Consider the following 16,061-nt stretch of genomic DNA (forward strand, 5'->3'; position numbering starts at 1 on the left):
ATTATTTTGAACACACATCTACATATTACAGCTTGGGCACTGGCTATTATCCTATTGCTTGTAGTCATTGTATTACAGAAAACAGGTAAAGCAAAAGGCGCTAAAATTACACATATGATTTTACGCTTAGATTATCTCTTAATTTTATATTCTGGTGGATCCCTATTAACTAATTATCTTAACGGTGGTGGTCCAATGATGACAGAAGCTATTATTAAGAGTGTCGCTGGACTTTGGGTAATTGTTGCAATGGAAATGATTGCTGTTCGTACTGGTAAAAGAAAAGCAACTAAAGGTGCATGGATTCAACTTATTATCGCATTGATTATTACAATCGCACTAGGATTCGGTAGACTTGAAGGTGGATTATTACCTTAATAGGTAAAATAAAAATAGGTGTCTTAAAAGGCACCTGTTTTTTTGTGATTTTAAAGGATCAACTAGCGAATAATAGAAAATAAACTTTGAACGTTTTCCAACATTTCTCTCTTTTTTATTGACTATCAATTTGTAGCATGAATAATAGAACAGAGATGAAAAATGTGAAATTTCATTTTCAAGGTTTTTTTACAACCAAACTTCAATTTTCTATGAAATATTAATTGATAAAATCAGGTTGTTACGTACTAGTTACATCACTCATTTTATAGTGGGATAAGCATCTAAATATATACAAGAGGAGTAAATTGATGAAAAAAATATTATCTATGTTCATGATATTTTCTATTTTCTTATTCGGACAGCCAGTAGTGGCTCAAGAACAAGAGAATAATTTAGCAGAAGAAATTATTTATAATATTATGGTAGACCGGTTCAATATTGGACATCCAGAACAGAGTGAACAAGTCGATATTCAAGACTTTTTAGCCTATCATGGTGGAGACATCATTGGAATTACAAATAAGCTTGATCATATTCAACAACATGGGTTCACTACGATTACTATTTCATCTGTTTTTGAAAATGCAGAGAAAGGCTATCATGGATATTGGATAGAAGATTTCTATGCGGTGGAAGAGGAATTTGGTTCATTAGAGGAATTAAAAACTTTAGTGGAAGAGGCACATAAACGTGATCTCAAGGTTGTTTTAGAACTAGTAACTAATTACGCGTCTGAGACTCATGAATTCGTAACAGATTCAACAAAAACGGATTGGTTTAGAGAAAACACATTAGCAACAACAGAGGCGACAACTTGGCTAGATGATGTGGTGATGTTTAACCAAGACAATCCAGAGGTACAAGAATATTTAATTGATGTAGCAGAATTTTGGTTAACAGAGACTAATGCAGATGGTTTTAAATTACATGCAGCAGATCAATCATCACCTGCATTCTTAGAACAGTTAGTAGATGCAATTTATAATATAAAGCCAGATGCATATGTATTAGCTGGAGTTTTAGATGAACATGCTGATTTAGAAGATTTACATGCAATAGAAGGAATTAATGCAGTTGAACAAGCAGATTTATTGGAAACATTGGTTGATACATTTTCACAAGTAGATCAGCCAGTATCTAATATTTATGAAGCTTGGGAAACAAATGGTTCTTATACAGATTTATCATATATAGATAATCAGTATACAAAGCGATTCACACATGCATTTTCAGAAAATGAGAGAAATAAAGTAACAGCTTGGAAATTAGCGCTTACTTATTTATATACAACTCCAGGAATACCTTCTATCTATCAAGGATCTGAAGTAGCAATGATTGGTGAAGGGTTTCCTGAAAACCAATATTTAGTTTTATTTAATCATAATGATAAGAACTTAACAGAGTTCTTTGAGAAAATTGCTTCATTACGTACAGAATTTCCAGCTTTACAGCATGGGGATTTTGAACAAGTTGGAGAAAATGGGGCAATGAGTTTGTTTAAACGAACGTATAATGACGAGACAATGTATATTGCTATTAATAATGACAGTGTTTCTAGAGCTGTCCATTTGACGGATATAGATACTGACCTACAATTACGAGGTGTGATTGGGGATAATACTGTTCGCGCAAATGATGATGGAGAATTTATTGTAGGGATTGAACGTGAAGCAGTAGAAGTTTATATGGTCCAGCCAAACCAAGGATTTAACTGGTGGTTTATTGGATTTGTTGTAGGAGTGTTTATTTTATTTGTTATTTTTGTAAATGTCTTAAGCCGGAAGAGTCGCAAACAAGCGCAAGCAAATAAGAAACAATAAAATCCACTTATAGAGGATGTTCAAAAAGTCCAGTAAAAATGCCGCGGTAAGCAGTGGAACTTCGACTAAGTTCCTCTCGCGTCCTGTGTCGAACGTCGAAGTCATCACATCCTATGAAAGTCGTTAGCTTGCTTTTTTGTTCCTTGAAAAAGAAAAGCACTTTTTCTGCGTGCAAGAGCGTCTGCTCATGTATTAAAACCATAGAGGAACTTCTGTTAAAACCACCCACGTCCTGAGGGCAACACAGAAGTCACCACAACACGCGCAAGTCCGCTACTCTAAGCTGCGCTGCCTTGAACTTTCGACGGACACGATGTGCTAGTATCGGTGTTGCTCGCGTGACGTTGCGTACTTAACCGATGACTGCCCTTTTTACTGCCCTTTTTGAACACGCACTTATACTTTTGTAATTAAAAACACATGAATTTTTGACATAGTCAAGAATTCATGTGTTTTTGCATATTTAAGATATGGATTTTCTTTTATAGATAGAAATAGTCAGGATGGTGATACCGATAAACAATAATATACTAGCAACGAGTAGGCCTTCTAAATACATCGGGATTAAATAAATATTCATCCAAGTAGCGAGCCCCATTGCAAATAAGAACATCTCATTGATACAGAAACCAATGAAGAAAATAATAAATCCTATCCGCATCCATTTTTGCTTCGTATCTAAAATGTCTAGCATTTGATATTGAGCCATCGTAAAGATAGATACAAAGCCAAGCAATGTTAAATGTAAATAACCAACAATGATACTTCGAGTGTCATAGACGGAATTAGAAATGGCTGGGAAGATTAATCCAAGTTCCATCGTACTTTTTACAAGTAATAAAATAAGTGTCACATTTAACCAAAAGACAATGAAATTAGAAAAAGCATCAACCACATGCTTCCATACATTCCATAATGCGATTAGAAGGTATAGAATACCAACCCATTGACCAACTCCACCAAGCATTGCAATAAAGGAAACATCAAAGCCTAGATCAGCCCAGAGCACAGATAATAAATATCCAGGAATAAGTGCAATCGCATAAATCCAAAATCCAATACTAATTAATTTTGTTTGAATAGGAATATTTTTCTTCCCTAGAATGATAAGAAACATTCCGATTAAAAAGAAGAATAGCCAACCGTTATACTGGAAATGTAAATAAAAATAAATAGCCATATCAAATAAATGTGAGTCACGTAATCCGCTAGCTACAATTGCTCCAAGTGAAAAAGGTGCCAAAGTTGAAATAAATAATGCAATTAGAGAACCTTTGATAAAAAGGGAACTCACTTTAGAAATATGTAGATTTCTTTTTAAATGCTTATAAATAAACCAGATTACCCAATATTCTACGAAAATATGAACAGTAGATAAAATAATGGAGGATAGACCATAGCCATTGATTAGGAAAGCAATGAACATAATAATGGTTACCACAAATAAAGTAAAAATAATAAAATAGATTTCCTTCTTATTAGGAAAAGAAGTCCAGAAAACAGCAATAAAAACTAAGAAAACACCAAGAAAACACCAAGAAAACACCAACCAAGTAAAGCGATATGTGAATGTCCATGTAATATATTTTCATAGGGAATGCTCGCTAAATGATGCTCAAAAGGCATTCCTCTCATAATTATACCCGTAAAAGCCGTAATGATAAAAAATAGAAAGGTTAAATACACAAATAACTTTGGCATTTTGCCCACTCCACTCCTTTGATACATAAAATTGCATTAATCTATCATCTTAAAAATAGCTCGATAGTGCAATAATAAAAATGAAATTGTCAATAATATATTTTAAAATATGTCAGAATGGAAAACATTTCATTGTTTTTTACTAATGGCGTATAAGTAACCTCAGAAAACAACAAAACAGACCTAAAAGGAAGGTCTGTTCGAATTTCTTAACGATAGGCTTTATTTAAAAAGAATAAAGCAATTGTCCCTGGCCCAGCATGTGCGCCGATAACTGCACCGACCATTTCAATCATTACTTCTTTAACTGGGAAATTTTCTTTAATCATTGCAGCGAGACTTTCAGCCTTTTCTATATCGTCTCCATGGCTGATACCAATAACTTGATTTTCAAAATCTTCTCCACGTTCTTTCATGATTGCAATCATACGGCTTAATACTTTTTTCGAGCCTCTAATTTTTTCAATTGGAACAAGCTTTCCATCATCTACATGGAGAATAGGTTTAATTTTGAGTAATGTTCCTACGAATGCAGCAGATTTACTAACACGTCCTCCGCGATATAAATACTCTAGATCATCTACAGAAAAAATATGCTCCATATGCTCAGCATGGTAAGTAGATACATCAATAATATTTTCCATCGTTGCACCTTCTAAAGCAAGTTTTGCCGCCCGAATAGCAACAAGACCATAACCGATGGAAGCACATTTTGTATTAATAATATGAAGAGGAGCTTCAGGAAAATCTTCCTTCACTTCCTGTTCCATCATTTTTGCAGCTTGATAAGTACCTGATAGTTCAGACGAGAAAGCTAAATAAATTAATGGTTGATTTGCTTCAGCATATTTTTTGAACAGTTCTTTAAATGTTTGTAGGGTTACTTGAGAGGTCTTTGGACTACTTCCCTTGCGCATTTTATCATAAATTTCTTTTGGAGTAATATCAATTCCGTCACGATAATCTTCTCCATCTACATGCACAGTGAGTGGAAGCATTTCCATTTCATATTGCTTTAATTGTGCTTGGGTGAGATCTGCAGCAGAATCTACAAGAATTTTAACATTCATATTTTACCCTCACTATCTATTTTATTTTTTTCGTACAAAGATTAGCTTTGTTCTAGTTTATAGGCTTCTATAGTACTAGTCAAAGTATTTTAAGGGAAGTATTATAAAAATACATAATTCTATCATAAATTCCTTTTAAAAATTGTTTTCTTATTTCAAATAGTTGATTTTAGGGAGGGAAGTAAGCTATAAAAGAATAGAGTGCTTTAGAGAAAGGATTTTGTTTATATGAAAAAAATAGCTTTTGTATTGCTGATCATCATGCTATTCATAGCAGGGTGTAGTGGCGATGGAACAAATGACTCTGCAGATCAGAATGTTGAAAGGGCAGATATAAAATTAGAATTGAGAGAAATTGATGTTAAAGAAGAAGATCAAGTAGTTCATGTTACTGCAGAAGTGTACTCGACTGAGGAAGAATTTTACTATATGGTTGAACAAGGTGAAGAAATTATTATTAATGAAACGGCATTGCAGGCAGAGGGACATCAGGAAGATTGGGCAGAAATTGAATTTGAATTTCAACTAGAGGATGAGGTTTATCTATCGGATGAAGTAACACATATGACGTTTTATGTAAAACATAATGGGGAAAAGATAAACTCACATTATGTACCGATTGAAATAAAACACACTTCCTAATCATGTAAATGTTAATAGCTATTGTTTCCATGTAAAATCCCCATTTCAAAAGAAATGGGGATTTTGTTACTAAACATATAAAATTTAAAAACCGTACTTTTCAAATACTTCAAGTACTTTTGGCGTTAAATCATCCCATTCTGCATCAAATTGTTTGTTCACAGTAATGAAGTTTTGATAGCCAAATACATTATCAACATCTTCAAGTGCTAATAAATCATTCATAATCGCATGTTCACTTGTGTCTCCAGGCATTACTGAAATACTTTTTTCACCTTCAAAAATGATTTTGTCTGTAGTAAATTTTAAAGCATTTGGATTTGGTGTTGCTTCTGCACGAACTCCCATAAAAACCCTCCTAAAAAACTCTTAATTTTAATTACATGTTATCAAAAATTACTATAGTAAAAAAGATGTTATTCTTAGTTTATATTTTTAAATAGTCTTTTAAGAATACACCTATACCATCTTGGTCATTTGTATTTGTTACATGATTTGCAACGGATTTAAGCTGTTTGATACCATTTTCCATTGCTACCCCAACACCAGCATACTCAATCATCTCTAAATCATTATCTTCATCACCAAATGCAATAATATTCTCGCGTGGGATATTATAATAATTAGAAACTTTTTCTAGGCCTACTGCTTTACTTAATCCTTTTTTCACTATTTCTATAATATTCCAAGGTGCAGCCCATGTTCGATGGGAAATAACCTCAGCATGGTAATCATTTAAATGATCGTTTAATTTCTTTACTTGCTCTTGCTTGGGATGGATCAATAAAGCTGTGGGATCAGTTTCTAGAATGTTTTTAAGTTTTCCAATTTTTAGGCTCGGATCTCCAGCTGAGTTAAATACATTAAGAATACTATCATTATGTCTATCTATTAAAACAGAATCAAACATTTGTGCAATAATATTCTCAACATCTAATTCATAGCAGGCATCTACTACAGCTAAAGCAGTTTGATGCGGTAGTGGTTGATGGTAGGAACCGAAGCTTTTATCTTTTGGATGATGGATAAATGCTCCATTATTATTAATGATTGGAGTTGATAAACGCAGGGTATCATAATAAAGGCTACTTGTTCGATGAGATCTCCCTGTAGCAATAACGACAATATGTCCTTCATCTATTGCTTGTATCAGAACTTGCTTTGTTGTATCACTAATTTCCTTTTTACTCGTTAATAAAGTACCATCTAGATCTAATGCGATTAAATGTCGATTATTATTCTTCAATAAAATCACCTCATTCCTTCTATTTTAAAGTGCATCAACAAATAAGTAAAGTTCGTGCTTTGCTTTTCACTGTATATACATATTATGATAGGGATGTAATCTTTAAATAAGGGGATTGAAATATGATTGGAATCTATAAGGAATATATCCATCAAGTGCCTGGATTAGTTGTTGTACAACAAGATAAGAAAGATGAGGCACTACCATTAATTATATATTTTCATGGAATTACAAGTGCAAAAGAACATAATTTACCAATTGCATACTTATTAGCAGAGCAAGGATATCGTGTAATCTTGCCTGATAGTATGCTTCATGGGGAAAGAGAAACTGCTACAGATAAGGAACGTCAACTGGCATTTTGGGAGATAGTCAAGCAGAATGTAAAGGAGCTAGCAGAAATAAAAAATTATTTCGAAGAGCGGTCACTTATCCAGGACGGGAAGATTGCTGTATCTGGAACAAGTATGGGTGGAATTACAACAGCAGCTGCAATGACACAATATGAGTGGATTCAGACTGCAGCAGTGTTAATGGGAACGCCTAAGCTTACAACATTTATGAAACAATTGATTGAAGGAATGAAAGCGCAAGATAAATTACAGATTGATGAAGAAGAAATGAAAACAATCTATGAGGAAACAGAGACTTATGATTTATCCATGCATGTAAACTGTTTGCAAGATAGACCTGTATTATTCTGGCATGGGGAACAAGATAATGTGGTGCCATTTAATTTAACGTATACTTTTTATGAAGAAGTAAAAAATCAATATAAGACTGCTGATCGTATCCGATTTTTAACAGAAAAAAACCGAGGACATAAAGTTAGCCGATATGCGATTCTTGAAACTGTTAAATGGTTCCAAAAATATTTATAATAGTATTTGGAAGTAAAAATAAAATACCAGCATAAATATAATAAAAATTATTCTTCATTTTAATAATCGTAAAGAGAGAAAATGGAGGAAGTTTCACTTTATAAAATGCTGGAAATATGTTTAAATAAAGACATAAGCGAGGAGGCATGAAGAATGGATGAAGCATTAAAGGAAAATATTTTAGGTGCTCTTGAAAATGTTATTGATCCTGAGCTAGGGATTGATATTGTGAACCTCGGTTTAGTATATGAGGTTGAACTAAAGGACGATGGACATTGTACAGTAATCATGACATTGACTACAATGGGATGCCCACTTGCAGGTCATATTGAACAAGATGTACGTCGTGCATTATCAGATATTCCTCAAATTAAGGAATTAGATGTAAGCATCATTTGGGATCCACCATGGCATAAAGATAGAATGTCTCGTTATGCTAAGATTGCTTTAGGTATTCCTGATTAATAGTAAAAGGTTGATTCACATGTTGGATCAACCTTTTCGTTCTATAAGAGGTTGTTCAAAAAGTCCAACAAAAATAACTCATCGAACAGAGGAACTTCGCCTAAGTTTTGACACCCACGATGCTACGACGTACAGGATGTACTAGTGCAGATACTCGCGTGACGTTGCGAACTTAACCGATTAGAATTGTTTATCGAACTTTTTGAACATGCACTATAAAGCGCAGAAGGGATTTATTATGGATAATAAGTTTTGGCTGACAGATCAACCGATTGATCTAAATGATGTGATTTCAAAAGTAATGCGCCCTGAAGCAGGTGCGATTAGTACATTTACAGGTATTGTTCGTGAATTTACAAAAGGGAAACGTACCCTTTTTTTAGAATATCAAGCATATATACCGATGGCAGAAAAGAAGTTAGCGGAAATTGGAAAAGAAATAGAAGAGCGGTGGGGTGATGTGGAAACCGCAATTGTTCATCGTGTGGGACAATTAGATATTTCGGATGTTGCAGTAGCAATAGCAGTTTCAACACCACATCGTGTAGATGCTTTTGCGGCCAGTCGATATGCAATTGAACGAATTAAGGAAATTGTGCCGATTTGGAAAAAAGAGCATTGGGAAGATGGAACAAAATGGATTGGTGATCAAAGGGAACAAAAATCTTATGCAGAAAAAATGCCTACAATGGAGGAAATGAATTGTGATTGAGGTTTTACTTTTTGCGGAACTGCGGGATAAGGTAGGAAAAGATAAAATAGCTTTAGAAATAACACAAGTGACAATTAAGGAATTAAAACGAATATTGGAAACAGACTATGCTTTAAATAAACTTGATGGAATGATGTTTGCAGTAAATGAGGAGTATGCGACAGACGAACAGATAGTGCAATCCGGAGATACTGTGGCAATTATTCCACCTGTAAGTGGAGGGTAAAAGAAAACCCTCCTTTCTAAAATTAGAAAGAAGGGTTTATAATTTCAATTTTTAATTAATCTTCTTGTTTACGTAAAGCAAATTCACCAAGAACTACAACAGCGATGAATAAGATACCTGCAAGAATTAGAGAGTGGGTTAAGTTAAATGGCTCTCCACCCATGTTTGTTAGTACATAAGAAACAACTCCACTAATTAAAACCGCCCAAAACAATGACATAATAAAACGCAAAAGGACCACCTCTTCATTTCTAAAATAGTTAAGACATATGTATTATTTTATTTCCTTTGTGCTGAAAGAACATATCTATTATATAGTTTACCAAAAAGCTAAAAAAATGAAAAGGATTATTTCTATTTTACAAAATCTCTTCCTGTAAAATAAAATATAGTACTTTGATTTAGCTTATTTGAATAAATAAAAGTAGAACTTTCTCAAAAAAGAGTTAATTATTTGAAATTTTTCACATTATACTGGAAAATAGTACTATTACTGTTTAGGAATTCTATCCTATCTACCGTTATTCAGTAGGATGATCCATAGGATGAAGACTACAGTGAATGTTTCAGATTTTTTAGAGAAGCATAATAGTTAGATGTTGATAGATGCCATGTTGGCTTTATACCTACAAGAAGTGATTTACTTCTTATGAGTAGGAAACTTGAAAATCTGATAAATGGATTAGTGAACTAAATACAACTTGAGAAGAATAGAGTTGATATGGAATGCATAATTTGAGGAAATTTTGTCTTGTTTTTATAGGATGTTGTTTTTTATTAGTTGGTTGTTCAAATAATGATCCAGATTTACATATACAAAGGGTTGGTATGCTTGTTGAAAACGAGATAGATACCCATCTTTGGAATCAAAAAGGAGAAGCTGGTTTAGAAGCTATTAAAGATGAATTTGGTGTTCGTGGCTTTATTGTTGAAGAAGTCTCCACAATTTACGATGCTTGGGAAGCTGTTGACAGTTTAGTAGATCGAGGAGTAAATCTTATCTTTGGTCATAGTAGCATTTATGGCGAATATTTTATGGAGATTGCAAATCAGTATCCTGGAGTCCATTTTGTTTATTTCAATGGAAATTATGCAGCTAATAATATCACAAGTTTAAATTTTAATTCACATGCTGCTGGTTTTTTTGCCGGAATGATAGCAAGTGCGATGTCAGAAACAAAACAAATCGGAATTATCGCTGCATATGAATGGCAACCTGAAGTGGAAGGTTTTTATGAAGGTGCAAAATATTTTGATTCACAAATACGAGTCCATGTTAATTATGTAAACAATTGGAATTCATTTGATGCGGCTATAGAAACGTATGAAAAGATGAGAAAAGAGAATGTTGATGTGTTCTATCCAGCCGGAGATATGTATAGTGCAGAGGTTATCCAGCTTGCGGAAGAAGATGGAGTATATACAATTGGTTTTGTCGATGATCAAATGGATATCTCTAGAGAAAGTATTTTAACTAGCACTATCCAAGATGTAGATAAATTGTACTTGCATATTGCCCATAAATTTAATGATGAGGAATTATCTGGCGGTATACGTACATATGGTATGCAAGAGGGTTTTATTTATCTCGGAGAGTATAATTCTAAAGTGCCACAAGATATAGTCGAAATGGTAGAAGCACATATTGAAACATATTTGGAAACCAATTATTTGCCCAATGAAAACTAAAACTGCATAAAGATAGAAAGAGTAGTTCATATATGCAACTTGTTTTCGAGAACTCCTCTTGCAAGTAGATATAAAATCCATTAGAATTAGTACCAAGTCTTAAAAGTAGTTTTTACTTATAAAAGGCTATAATTTCAATTCATGTGGACAATCAAATTCAGAGATAAAGTATGATTACTATTTGAATGTTATAAGGAGATGGCTAAATGAGTGTTGGTGTTTTAGGAACAGGACATTATGTTCCAACTAAAGTATTAACAAATAAAGAATTAGAAGAAATCGTTGAAACAAATGATGAGTGGATTCGCACAAGAACAGGAATTGAAGAAAGAAGAATCGCATCAGATGATATGGATACTGCTGATATGGCGTATTTTGCAGCAGTTGATGCGTTAAAAGAAGCAAATATTGAACCAGAAGAAATTGGGCTGATTTTAGTAGCTACGGTAACTCCGAATAAGCCATTTCCATCTGTTGCATGTATGCTTCAAGACCGCCTTGGTGCAAAAAATGCGGCAGCTATGGATGTTAGTGCAGCATGCTCAGGTTTTATGTATGGAATGATTACAGCGAAGCAATTTATTGAAACAGATGCGTACAAATATGTGTTAGTAATTGGCGCAGAGAAATTATCGAAAATTACGGATTGGACAGATCGTAATACATGTGTATTATTTGGTGACGGTGCCGGTGCTGCTGTTTTAGGTAAAGTAGCAGAAGGAAAAGGAATTTTATCTTTTGAATTAGGAGCAAATGGTGCCGGGGGAGAGCATTTATATCAAAATGCAGGAAGCTATCTAGTACAAAATGGTCGTGAGGTATTTAAATTTGCTGTACGCCAAATGCCTGATTCTGTTGTAAATGTGGTAGAGAAGGCAGGGCTTGCAAAAGAAGATGTTGATTTCCTAGTTCCGCATCAAGCAAATATGCGCATTATGAATATTGCTCGTGAGCGTTTAGGTATTGCAGAAGATAAAATGGCACAATCCATAAAAAAATACGGTAATACATCTGCAGCATCTATTCCCATTGCTTTATCTGAAGAAGTAAAAAATGGTAAAATTAATGATAACGATATTGTAGTTTTAGTAGGCTTTGGAGGAGGCTTAACGTGGGGAGCAGTTGCCTTACGTTGGGGCAGGTAAGAAATGTCTACTTTAGACTTTGTTTGCAGCGTTTTTAAAAAGCATTTATTATTATCATAAGTTTAATAAAAAATGTAGAATAATAGGATTTAATCTTGATGTAGTAGGAGGAATTTTGTAATGACGGAAAGAAGAGTAGTAGTTACCGGACTGGGTGTCATTTCTCCATTAGGAAATGAAGTTAATGAGTTCTGGGATAATATTGCTGCTGGAAACTCGGGAATTGATTATATTACACGAGTAGATAGGGAACAGTTTCCAGTTAAAGTAGCGGCAGAAGTAAAAGAATTTAAAGCCGAAGAATACATGGATAAAAAAGAAGCTAAGCGTATGGATTTATTTACTCAATATGCGGTAGCAGCAGCAAAAATTGCTGTTGAAGATGCGAAGTTGACAATAGATGAATCAAATGCTGAGCGTGTCGGTGTTTGGGTTGGCTCTGGAATTGGTGGTATGGGTACATATGAAGAACAACATAAAAAGTTTTTAGAAAAAGGTTATCGCCGTGTTAGCCCATTCTTTGTACCAATGTTAATTCCGGATATGGCTGCTGGTCAGATTTCTATCCAATTGGGTGCAAAAGGGATTAATACTTGTACAGTTACAGCATGTGCAACAGGTGCAAACTCTATTGGTGACGCGTTTAAAGCTGTAGCACGTGGTGACGTAGATTATATTATCGCAGGTGGTGCAGAAGCGCCATTAACAGAGCTAGCATTCGCTGGTTTCTCAGCAATGAAGGCATTGTCATTTAATGATGATCCTAAAACAGCTAGTCGTCCATTTGATAAAAATCGTGATGGTTTTGTAATGGGAGAAGGTGCGGGAATTTTAGTATTAGAAACATTAGATTCCGCGCTAGAACGTGGTGCTCATATTTATGCAGAAATTGTTGGTTATGGTTCAACAGGGGATGCACATCATATTACAGCTCCCGCTGAAGGTGGAGAAGGTGCTGCCCGTGCAATGAAGCAAGCTGTGAAGGATGCTGGAATTGCAGTAGAAGATGTAGATTATATAAATGCTCATGGGACAAGCACAGGCTTAAATGATAAATACGAAACACAGGCAATTAAAACAGTATTTGGTGATCATGCATATAATGTAGCTATCTCTTCCACAAAGTCTATGACAGGCCATTTATTAGGAGCTGCAGGTGGAGTGGAGTCGGTAATAGCTATCAAGTCAATTGAAAAGGGCATAATTCCACCAACTATCAATTATGAAACACCAGATGAGGAATGTGATCTTGACTACGTGCCAAATGAAGCAAGAAATCAAGACGTTAATGTAGTATTGAGCAATTCCCTAGGATTTGGTGGACATAATGTTTCTTTAATTTATAAAAAGTATAAGTGATAATTGAATAGTAATATAAAAAGAATAAACTGATCAAAAGTCGAGAACAATTCGTTCTCGGCTTTTTGGTGTAGAGAATACTCATAAACTATAAATAGTTTGGTCATAATACCGAGAGAAATTCGTTCTCTATATTTTTTGTTTCATACAAAGATAATTTTCAAATATCTTAAGCTTGTATAGTATGAAAATCCATTAACTCTCATAGTCTATAAAAAGATGTTCAACATGTTGATTTTTTTTAAGGGCTGATGAGGTATTGGTAAATATATTCTTTTATTAATTGGTTTTGGACTAGCTGTTGCTGGTGGTGTGTCCATCATTTTTTATTTAAATTTAATACCTGCTGGATTAAGCTGGAGTGAGTATTTTTTATTTATTTCCAGAAGATTGGAATGTTATTTATTGCCGTTAGGATTCATCATGATGACCTCTGCCATTTATCAGCTTCCTCCTTATAAATAAATCATCTATGTATATTTCCATTGTAAATAGGAAAAAAATAATAAAAATGGTTTTGTTTGGGAGTGATGGAAATGATGTTTGTACACGATATCTGGGTAAATTGGTTTGAGGGAGAAGAGCATGGTTACAATGTATGTCATTATCATGAATGGAGAAAAACAGATAAAATACAATTGTTAGAACGTGTACCATTACTATACATAAGTAAAGATTTATACGAGGAAATTGAAAACCAAATGCTGGAGCTCCCTAAATCTTTGTTGGATATGATCTATCAAGAGACATTTGTTCGTAATGGTCAGAAAAGAACTGTTATCAATTATGCATGTATAGTTACTTCAGGTGAAGATATGATGGCTATAGATACAGCTGATTTTCGAATTCCTATACGAAAAAGCAGACTGATGCCAAAGCATGAACAAGTAATTTTACGTATGATTGAGACAAAAAAGCCTGAGAAATTTTCATTGACAAAAAGAAAGACAAATAGGAAATACCAATTGTTTTCTTTACATCCTAAATGGGTGTATGGATTAACGAGGAGAGAAAGGCAATTAAAGCGTATATTGATGATGGCTTTAGATCAATTGCGTACAGTAAATCAAATTGAAGAATTAAGGTATTGGTTAACAGAGTGGCGTCCAAATGATTATCCACTTATCCGATTTATGAGTAAGAAGGAGACTTGGTTTGCACTATATGAGGGAATTGTTAAAGGATGGAGCCCTCAGCATGAAGAATTCGGTAGTAAGCTTGTAAAGGGATATCCTTTCTTAGCAAGAATGTGGGAAGTAGAACAGCATCAAGGACAAGATATTTCTACTACGAAATAGGTAAGAGCAGTGGAAAGTTTCCCACTGCTCTTAAATTTATTATTTTCTTCCAAGCCCCATTGCATTTTTAGCATGAAGATATGTTTGATTAGCAACTTCAGTTGCTTTGACCGCACCTTGATCTAATATCTCATCTAGTTTAGAAGAGTTAATTAATTCATGGTAACGTTCCTGTATAGGTGTTAAGAGATCGATAACTGCTGTTGCAACATCTGATTTAAATACTCCGTAGCCTTGACCTTCATATTTTTGTTCCAATGCTTCAAGGGTTTCTCCAGTACAAACAGAAAGAATAGACAACAAATTAGAAACACCTGGTTTATTTTTAACATCGTATTTTACAATTCCTTCAGAATCTGTCACTGCACTTTTAATTTTCTTTTCAATTTTCTTCGGTTCATCCAACAAAGAAATAAATCCACGTTCATTGGTATCTGATTTACTCATTTTCTTAGTAGGATCTTGTAAGGACATGATACGCGCGCCTACTTTAGGAATACGAATTTCTGGAACAGTGAATACATCACCAAACCGATTATTAAATCGTTGTGCAACATCACGTGTTAATTCAAGATGCTGCTTTTGGTCTTCTCCAACAGGAACTAAATCAGTTTGATAAAGTAAGATATCAGCAACCATTAAAGCTGGATATGTAAATAATGCAGAAGATACACTTTCCTTACCTGCAGATTTATCTTTATACTGAGTCATTCTTTCTAATTCACCGACATATGTAGATGTTTGAATTAACCATGCTAAGCTAGCATGAGCAGCGACCTCAGATTGAATGAATAAAGTAGATTTTTCTGGGTCGATTCCAGAAGCTAAGTATAATGCCGCTAGTGAGCGAATGTTATGGCGAAGCTCTTTAGGATCTTGAGGAACTGTAATCGCATGTTGATCAACAACACAGAAATAACAATTATTTTCATCTTGTAGTTGAACAAATTGTTGCATTGCTCCTAAGTAATTACCTAATGTTAATGTGCCACTTGGTTGAATTCCTGAAAAGATTGTTTGCATTTTGTTTCACTCCATTTATATTAAATTATTGCAGTTTAACTGACAGTTAAATTCCTAATTCATTGGGAAATTAGCTGTTAATATAAGCTTAGATTGTGAGGCGAAATTTTTTGTTGGTCCGATAAGCATATTCATTTCTTTTTTTCGTATACTTTAAATTATTACAATCTTTACATTTGATTATACTCAATTGATTCTACCACATCTTTTAAAAAATTTCTTATTTGCTTTATCTAAGCAGTATCTTATTACAATTTTAAATTATCTTATTAAATAAACAACCATCTTTTATAAGCTATAACCCATTAAATATGAAATATATATCCTGTTTAACTTGGTTTATAGATTGGATATCTAATTGAAAGTTAGTAAGGGGTTGATAAATCAATTATAATACTTTATC

At 33.9% G+C, this 16,061-nt stretch carries 18 protein-coding genes; 11 read left to right on the forward strand and 7 right to left on the reverse strand.

The annotated features are described in order from the left end of the window. Window positions 1-6 precede the first annotated feature (6 nt). Together AB4Y30_RS05795 and AB4Y30_RS05800 are read left to right on the forward strand one after the other, a co-directional pair. A complete protein-coding gene (locus AB4Y30_RS05795) occupies window positions 7-378 on the forward strand; it encodes a DUF1516 family protein (protein WP_368654544.1) in 372 nt (123 codons plus the stop codon). A 311-nt stretch (window positions 379-689) separates the two neighbouring features. Beyond that, window positions 690-2,201: an alpha-amylase family glycosyl hydrolase gene (locus AB4Y30_RS05800; RefSeq protein WP_368654545.1), complete on the forward strand. Its 1,512-nt coding sequence runs from the start codon at window positions 690-692 to the stop codon at window positions 2,199-2,201. Between the two features lie 463 nt (window positions 2,202-2,664). Here the strand turns inward: AB4Y30_RS05800 and AB4Y30_RS05805 are convergent, their stop codons facing one another. From AB4Y30_RS05805 to AB4Y30_RS05815, 3 genes are all read right to left on the reverse strand, one after another. Next, window positions 2,665-3,627 carry a hypothetical protein gene (locus tag AB4Y30_RS05805; RefSeq protein ID WP_368654546.1) on the reverse strand — a complete coding sequence of 321 codons (963 nt, stop codon included), beginning with the start codon at window positions 3,625-3,627 and terminating at the stop codon, window positions 2,665-2,667. Between the two features lie 86 nt (window positions 3,628-3,713). Next, the gene (locus AB4Y30_RS05810; protein WP_368654547.1) at window positions 3,714-3,902 is read right to left on the reverse strand and encodes a hypothetical protein; all 189 of its coding nucleotides are present in this window, start codon (window positions 3,900-3,902) and stop codon (window positions 3,714-3,716) included. Window positions 3,903-4,111: 209 nt separating this feature from the next. Then, window positions 4,112-4,972, reverse strand: coding sequence for a DegV family protein (locus AB4Y30_RS05815; RefSeq protein ID WP_368654548.1), 861 nt, complete (start codon window positions 4,970-4,972; stop codon window positions 4,112-4,114). Between the two features lie 228 nt (window positions 4,973-5,200). Here AB4Y30_RS05815 and AB4Y30_RS05820 point away from each other — a divergent pair, with 228 nt between their 5' ends. Continuing rightward, window positions 5,201-5,614, forward strand: a complete 414-nt coding sequence (locus AB4Y30_RS05820; RefSeq protein ID WP_368654549.1) for a hypothetical protein — start codon at window positions 5,201-5,203, stop codon at window positions 5,612-5,614. Between the two features lie 84 nt (window positions 5,615-5,698). On the opposite strand, the gene AB4Y30_RS05825 is transcribed toward AB4Y30_RS05820, so the two are convergent. Both AB4Y30_RS05825 and AB4Y30_RS05830 read right to left on the reverse strand, forming a co-directional pair. After that, complete coding sequence (locus tag AB4Y30_RS05825) at window positions 5,699-5,962, reverse strand: NifU N-terminal domain-containing protein (RefSeq protein WP_368654550.1); 264 nt, start codon at window positions 5,960-5,962, stop codon at window positions 5,699-5,701. A gap of 79 nt (window positions 5,963-6,041) precedes the next feature. Then, window positions 6,042-6,860 (reverse strand): Cof-type HAD-IIB family hydrolase, encoded by an 819-nt coding sequence (locus AB4Y30_RS05830; RefSeq protein WP_368654551.1) that lies wholly within the window; start codon window positions 6,858-6,860, stop codon window positions 6,042-6,044. A gap of 122 nt (window positions 6,861-6,982) precedes the next feature. Here AB4Y30_RS05830 and AB4Y30_RS05835 point away from each other — a divergent pair, with 122 nt between their 5' ends. The 4 genes from AB4Y30_RS05835 (at window position 6,983) to moaD (ending at window position 9,144) form a co-directional block, all read left to right on the forward strand. Next, the gene (locus tag AB4Y30_RS05835; protein WP_368654552.1) at window positions 6,983-7,741 is read left to right on the forward strand and encodes an alpha/beta fold hydrolase; all 759 of its coding nucleotides are present in this window, start codon (window positions 6,983-6,985) and stop codon (window positions 7,739-7,741) included. Window positions 7,742-7,894: 153 nt separating this feature from the next. Then, complete coding sequence (locus AB4Y30_RS05840) at window positions 7,895-8,206, forward strand: metal-sulfur cluster assembly factor (protein ID WP_368654553.1); 312 nt, start codon at window positions 7,895-7,897, stop codon at window positions 8,204-8,206. A 238-nt stretch (window positions 8,207-8,444) separates the two neighbouring features. Beyond that, on the forward strand, window positions 8,445-8,918 hold the full coding sequence (locus AB4Y30_RS05845) for a molybdenum cofactor biosynthesis protein MoaE (protein WP_368654554.1): 474 nt from the start codon (window positions 8,445-8,447) through the stop codon (window positions 8,916-8,918). Continuing rightward, window positions 8,911-9,144 carry a molybdopterin converting factor subunit 1 gene (gene moaD / locus AB4Y30_RS05850; protein WP_368654555.1) on the forward strand — a complete coding sequence of 78 codons (234 nt, stop codon included), beginning with the start codon at window positions 8,911-8,913 and terminating at the stop codon, window positions 9,142-9,144. The genes AB4Y30_RS05845 and moaD overlap by 8 nt, the downstream gene beginning before the upstream one ends. 55 nt (window positions 9,145-9,199) lie before the next feature. On the opposite strand, the gene AB4Y30_RS05855 is transcribed toward moaD, so the two are convergent. Beyond that, window positions 9,200-9,376 carry a DUF2929 family protein gene (locus tag AB4Y30_RS05855; RefSeq protein WP_368654556.1) on the reverse strand — a complete coding sequence of 59 codons (177 nt, stop codon included), beginning with the start codon at window positions 9,374-9,376 and terminating at the stop codon, window positions 9,200-9,202. 503 nt (window positions 9,377-9,879) lie between these two features. Here AB4Y30_RS05855 and AB4Y30_RS05860 point away from each other — a divergent pair. The 4 genes from AB4Y30_RS05860 to AB4Y30_RS05875 all read left to right on the forward strand — a co-directional run bounded on the left by AB4Y30_RS05860 (window position 9,880) and on the right by AB4Y30_RS05875 (window position 14,635). Further along, window positions 9,880-10,833, forward strand: a complete 954-nt coding sequence (locus AB4Y30_RS05860; RefSeq protein WP_368654557.1) for a BMP family ABC transporter substrate-binding protein — start codon at window positions 9,880-9,882, stop codon at window positions 10,831-10,833. Window positions 10,834-11,039: 206 nt separating this feature from the next. Next, window positions 11,040-11,978 (forward strand): beta-ketoacyl-ACP synthase III, encoded by a 939-nt coding sequence (locus AB4Y30_RS05865; protein ID WP_368654558.1) that lies wholly within the window; start codon window positions 11,040-11,042, stop codon window positions 11,976-11,978. Window positions 11,979-12,098: 120 nt separating this feature from the next. Then, window positions 12,099-13,337 carry a beta-ketoacyl-ACP synthase II gene (gene fabF / locus AB4Y30_RS05870; RefSeq protein ID WP_368654559.1) on the forward strand — a complete coding sequence of 413 codons (1,239 nt, stop codon included), beginning with the start codon at window positions 12,099-12,101 and terminating at the stop codon, window positions 13,335-13,337. Window positions 13,338-13,873: 536 nt separating this feature from the next. Next, complete coding sequence (locus AB4Y30_RS05875; RefSeq protein WP_368654560.1) at window positions 13,874-14,635, forward strand: DUF3603 family protein; 762 nt, start codon at window positions 13,874-13,876, stop codon at window positions 14,633-14,635. 39 nt (window positions 14,636-14,674) lie between these two features. Here the strand turns inward: AB4Y30_RS05875 and trpS are convergent, their stop codons facing one another. After that, the gene (gene trpS / locus AB4Y30_RS05880; protein ID WP_368654561.1) at window positions 14,675-15,658 is read right to left on the reverse strand and encodes a tryptophan--tRNA ligase; all 984 of its coding nucleotides are present in this window, start codon (window positions 15,656-15,658) and stop codon (window positions 14,675-14,677) included. Window positions 15,659-16,061: the final 403 nt, after the last annotated feature.

The organism is Ornithinibacillus sp. 4-3, from assembly GCF_040958695.1.
Classification (GTDB): Bacteria; Bacillota; Bacilli; order Bacillales; family Amphibacillaceae; genus CALAMD01.

Excerpts from the sequence above, each read along its gene's own strand:
- AB4Y30_RS05800 (WP_368654545.1), top strand. The coding sequence starts at position 690 with ATGAAAAAAATATTATCTATGTTCATGATATTTTCTATTTTCTTATTC.
- AB4Y30_RS05805 (WP_368654546.1), bottom strand. The coding sequence starts at position 3,627 with ATGTTCATTGCTTTCCTAATCAATGGCTATGGTCTATCCTCCATTATT.
- AB4Y30_RS05810 (WP_368654547.1), bottom strand. The coding sequence starts at position 3,902 with ATGCCAAAGTTATTTGTGTATTTAACCTTTCTATTTTTTATCATTACG.
- AB4Y30_RS05815 (WP_368654548.1), bottom strand. The coding sequence starts at position 4,972 with ATGAATGTTAAAATTCTTGTAGATTCTGCTGCAGATCTCACCCAAGCA.
- AB4Y30_RS05820 (WP_368654549.1), top strand. The coding sequence starts at position 5,201 with ATGAAAAAAATAGCTTTTGTATTGCTGATCATCATGCTATTCATAGCA.
- AB4Y30_RS05825 (WP_368654550.1), bottom strand. The coding sequence starts at position 5,962 with ATGGGAGTTCGTGCAGAAGCAACACCAAATCCAAATGCTTTAAAATTT.
- AB4Y30_RS05835 (WP_368654552.1), top strand. The coding sequence starts at position 6,983 with ATGATTGGAATCTATAAGGAATATATCCATCAAGTGCCTGGATTAGTT.
- AB4Y30_RS05840 (WP_368654553.1), top strand. The coding sequence starts at position 7,895 with ATGGATGAAGCATTAAAGGAAAATATTTTAGGTGCTCTTGAAAATGTT.
- AB4Y30_RS05845 (WP_368654554.1), top strand. The coding sequence starts at position 8,445 with ATGGATAATAAGTTTTGGCTGACAGATCAACCGATTGATCTAAATGAT.
- AB4Y30_RS05865 (WP_368654558.1), top strand. The coding sequence starts at position 11,040 with ATGAGTGTTGGTGTTTTAGGAACAGGACATTATGTTCCAACTAAAGTA.
- fabF (WP_368654559.1), top strand. The coding sequence starts at position 12,099 with ATGACGGAAAGAAGAGTAGTAGTTACCGGACTGGGTGTCATTTCTCCA.
- AB4Y30_RS05875 (WP_368654560.1), top strand. The coding sequence starts at position 13,874 with ATGATGTTTGTACACGATATCTGGGTAAATTGGTTTGAGGGAGAAGAG.
- trpS (WP_368654561.1), bottom strand. The coding sequence starts at position 15,658 with ATGCAAACAATCTTTTCAGGAATTCAACCAAGTGGCACATTAACATTA.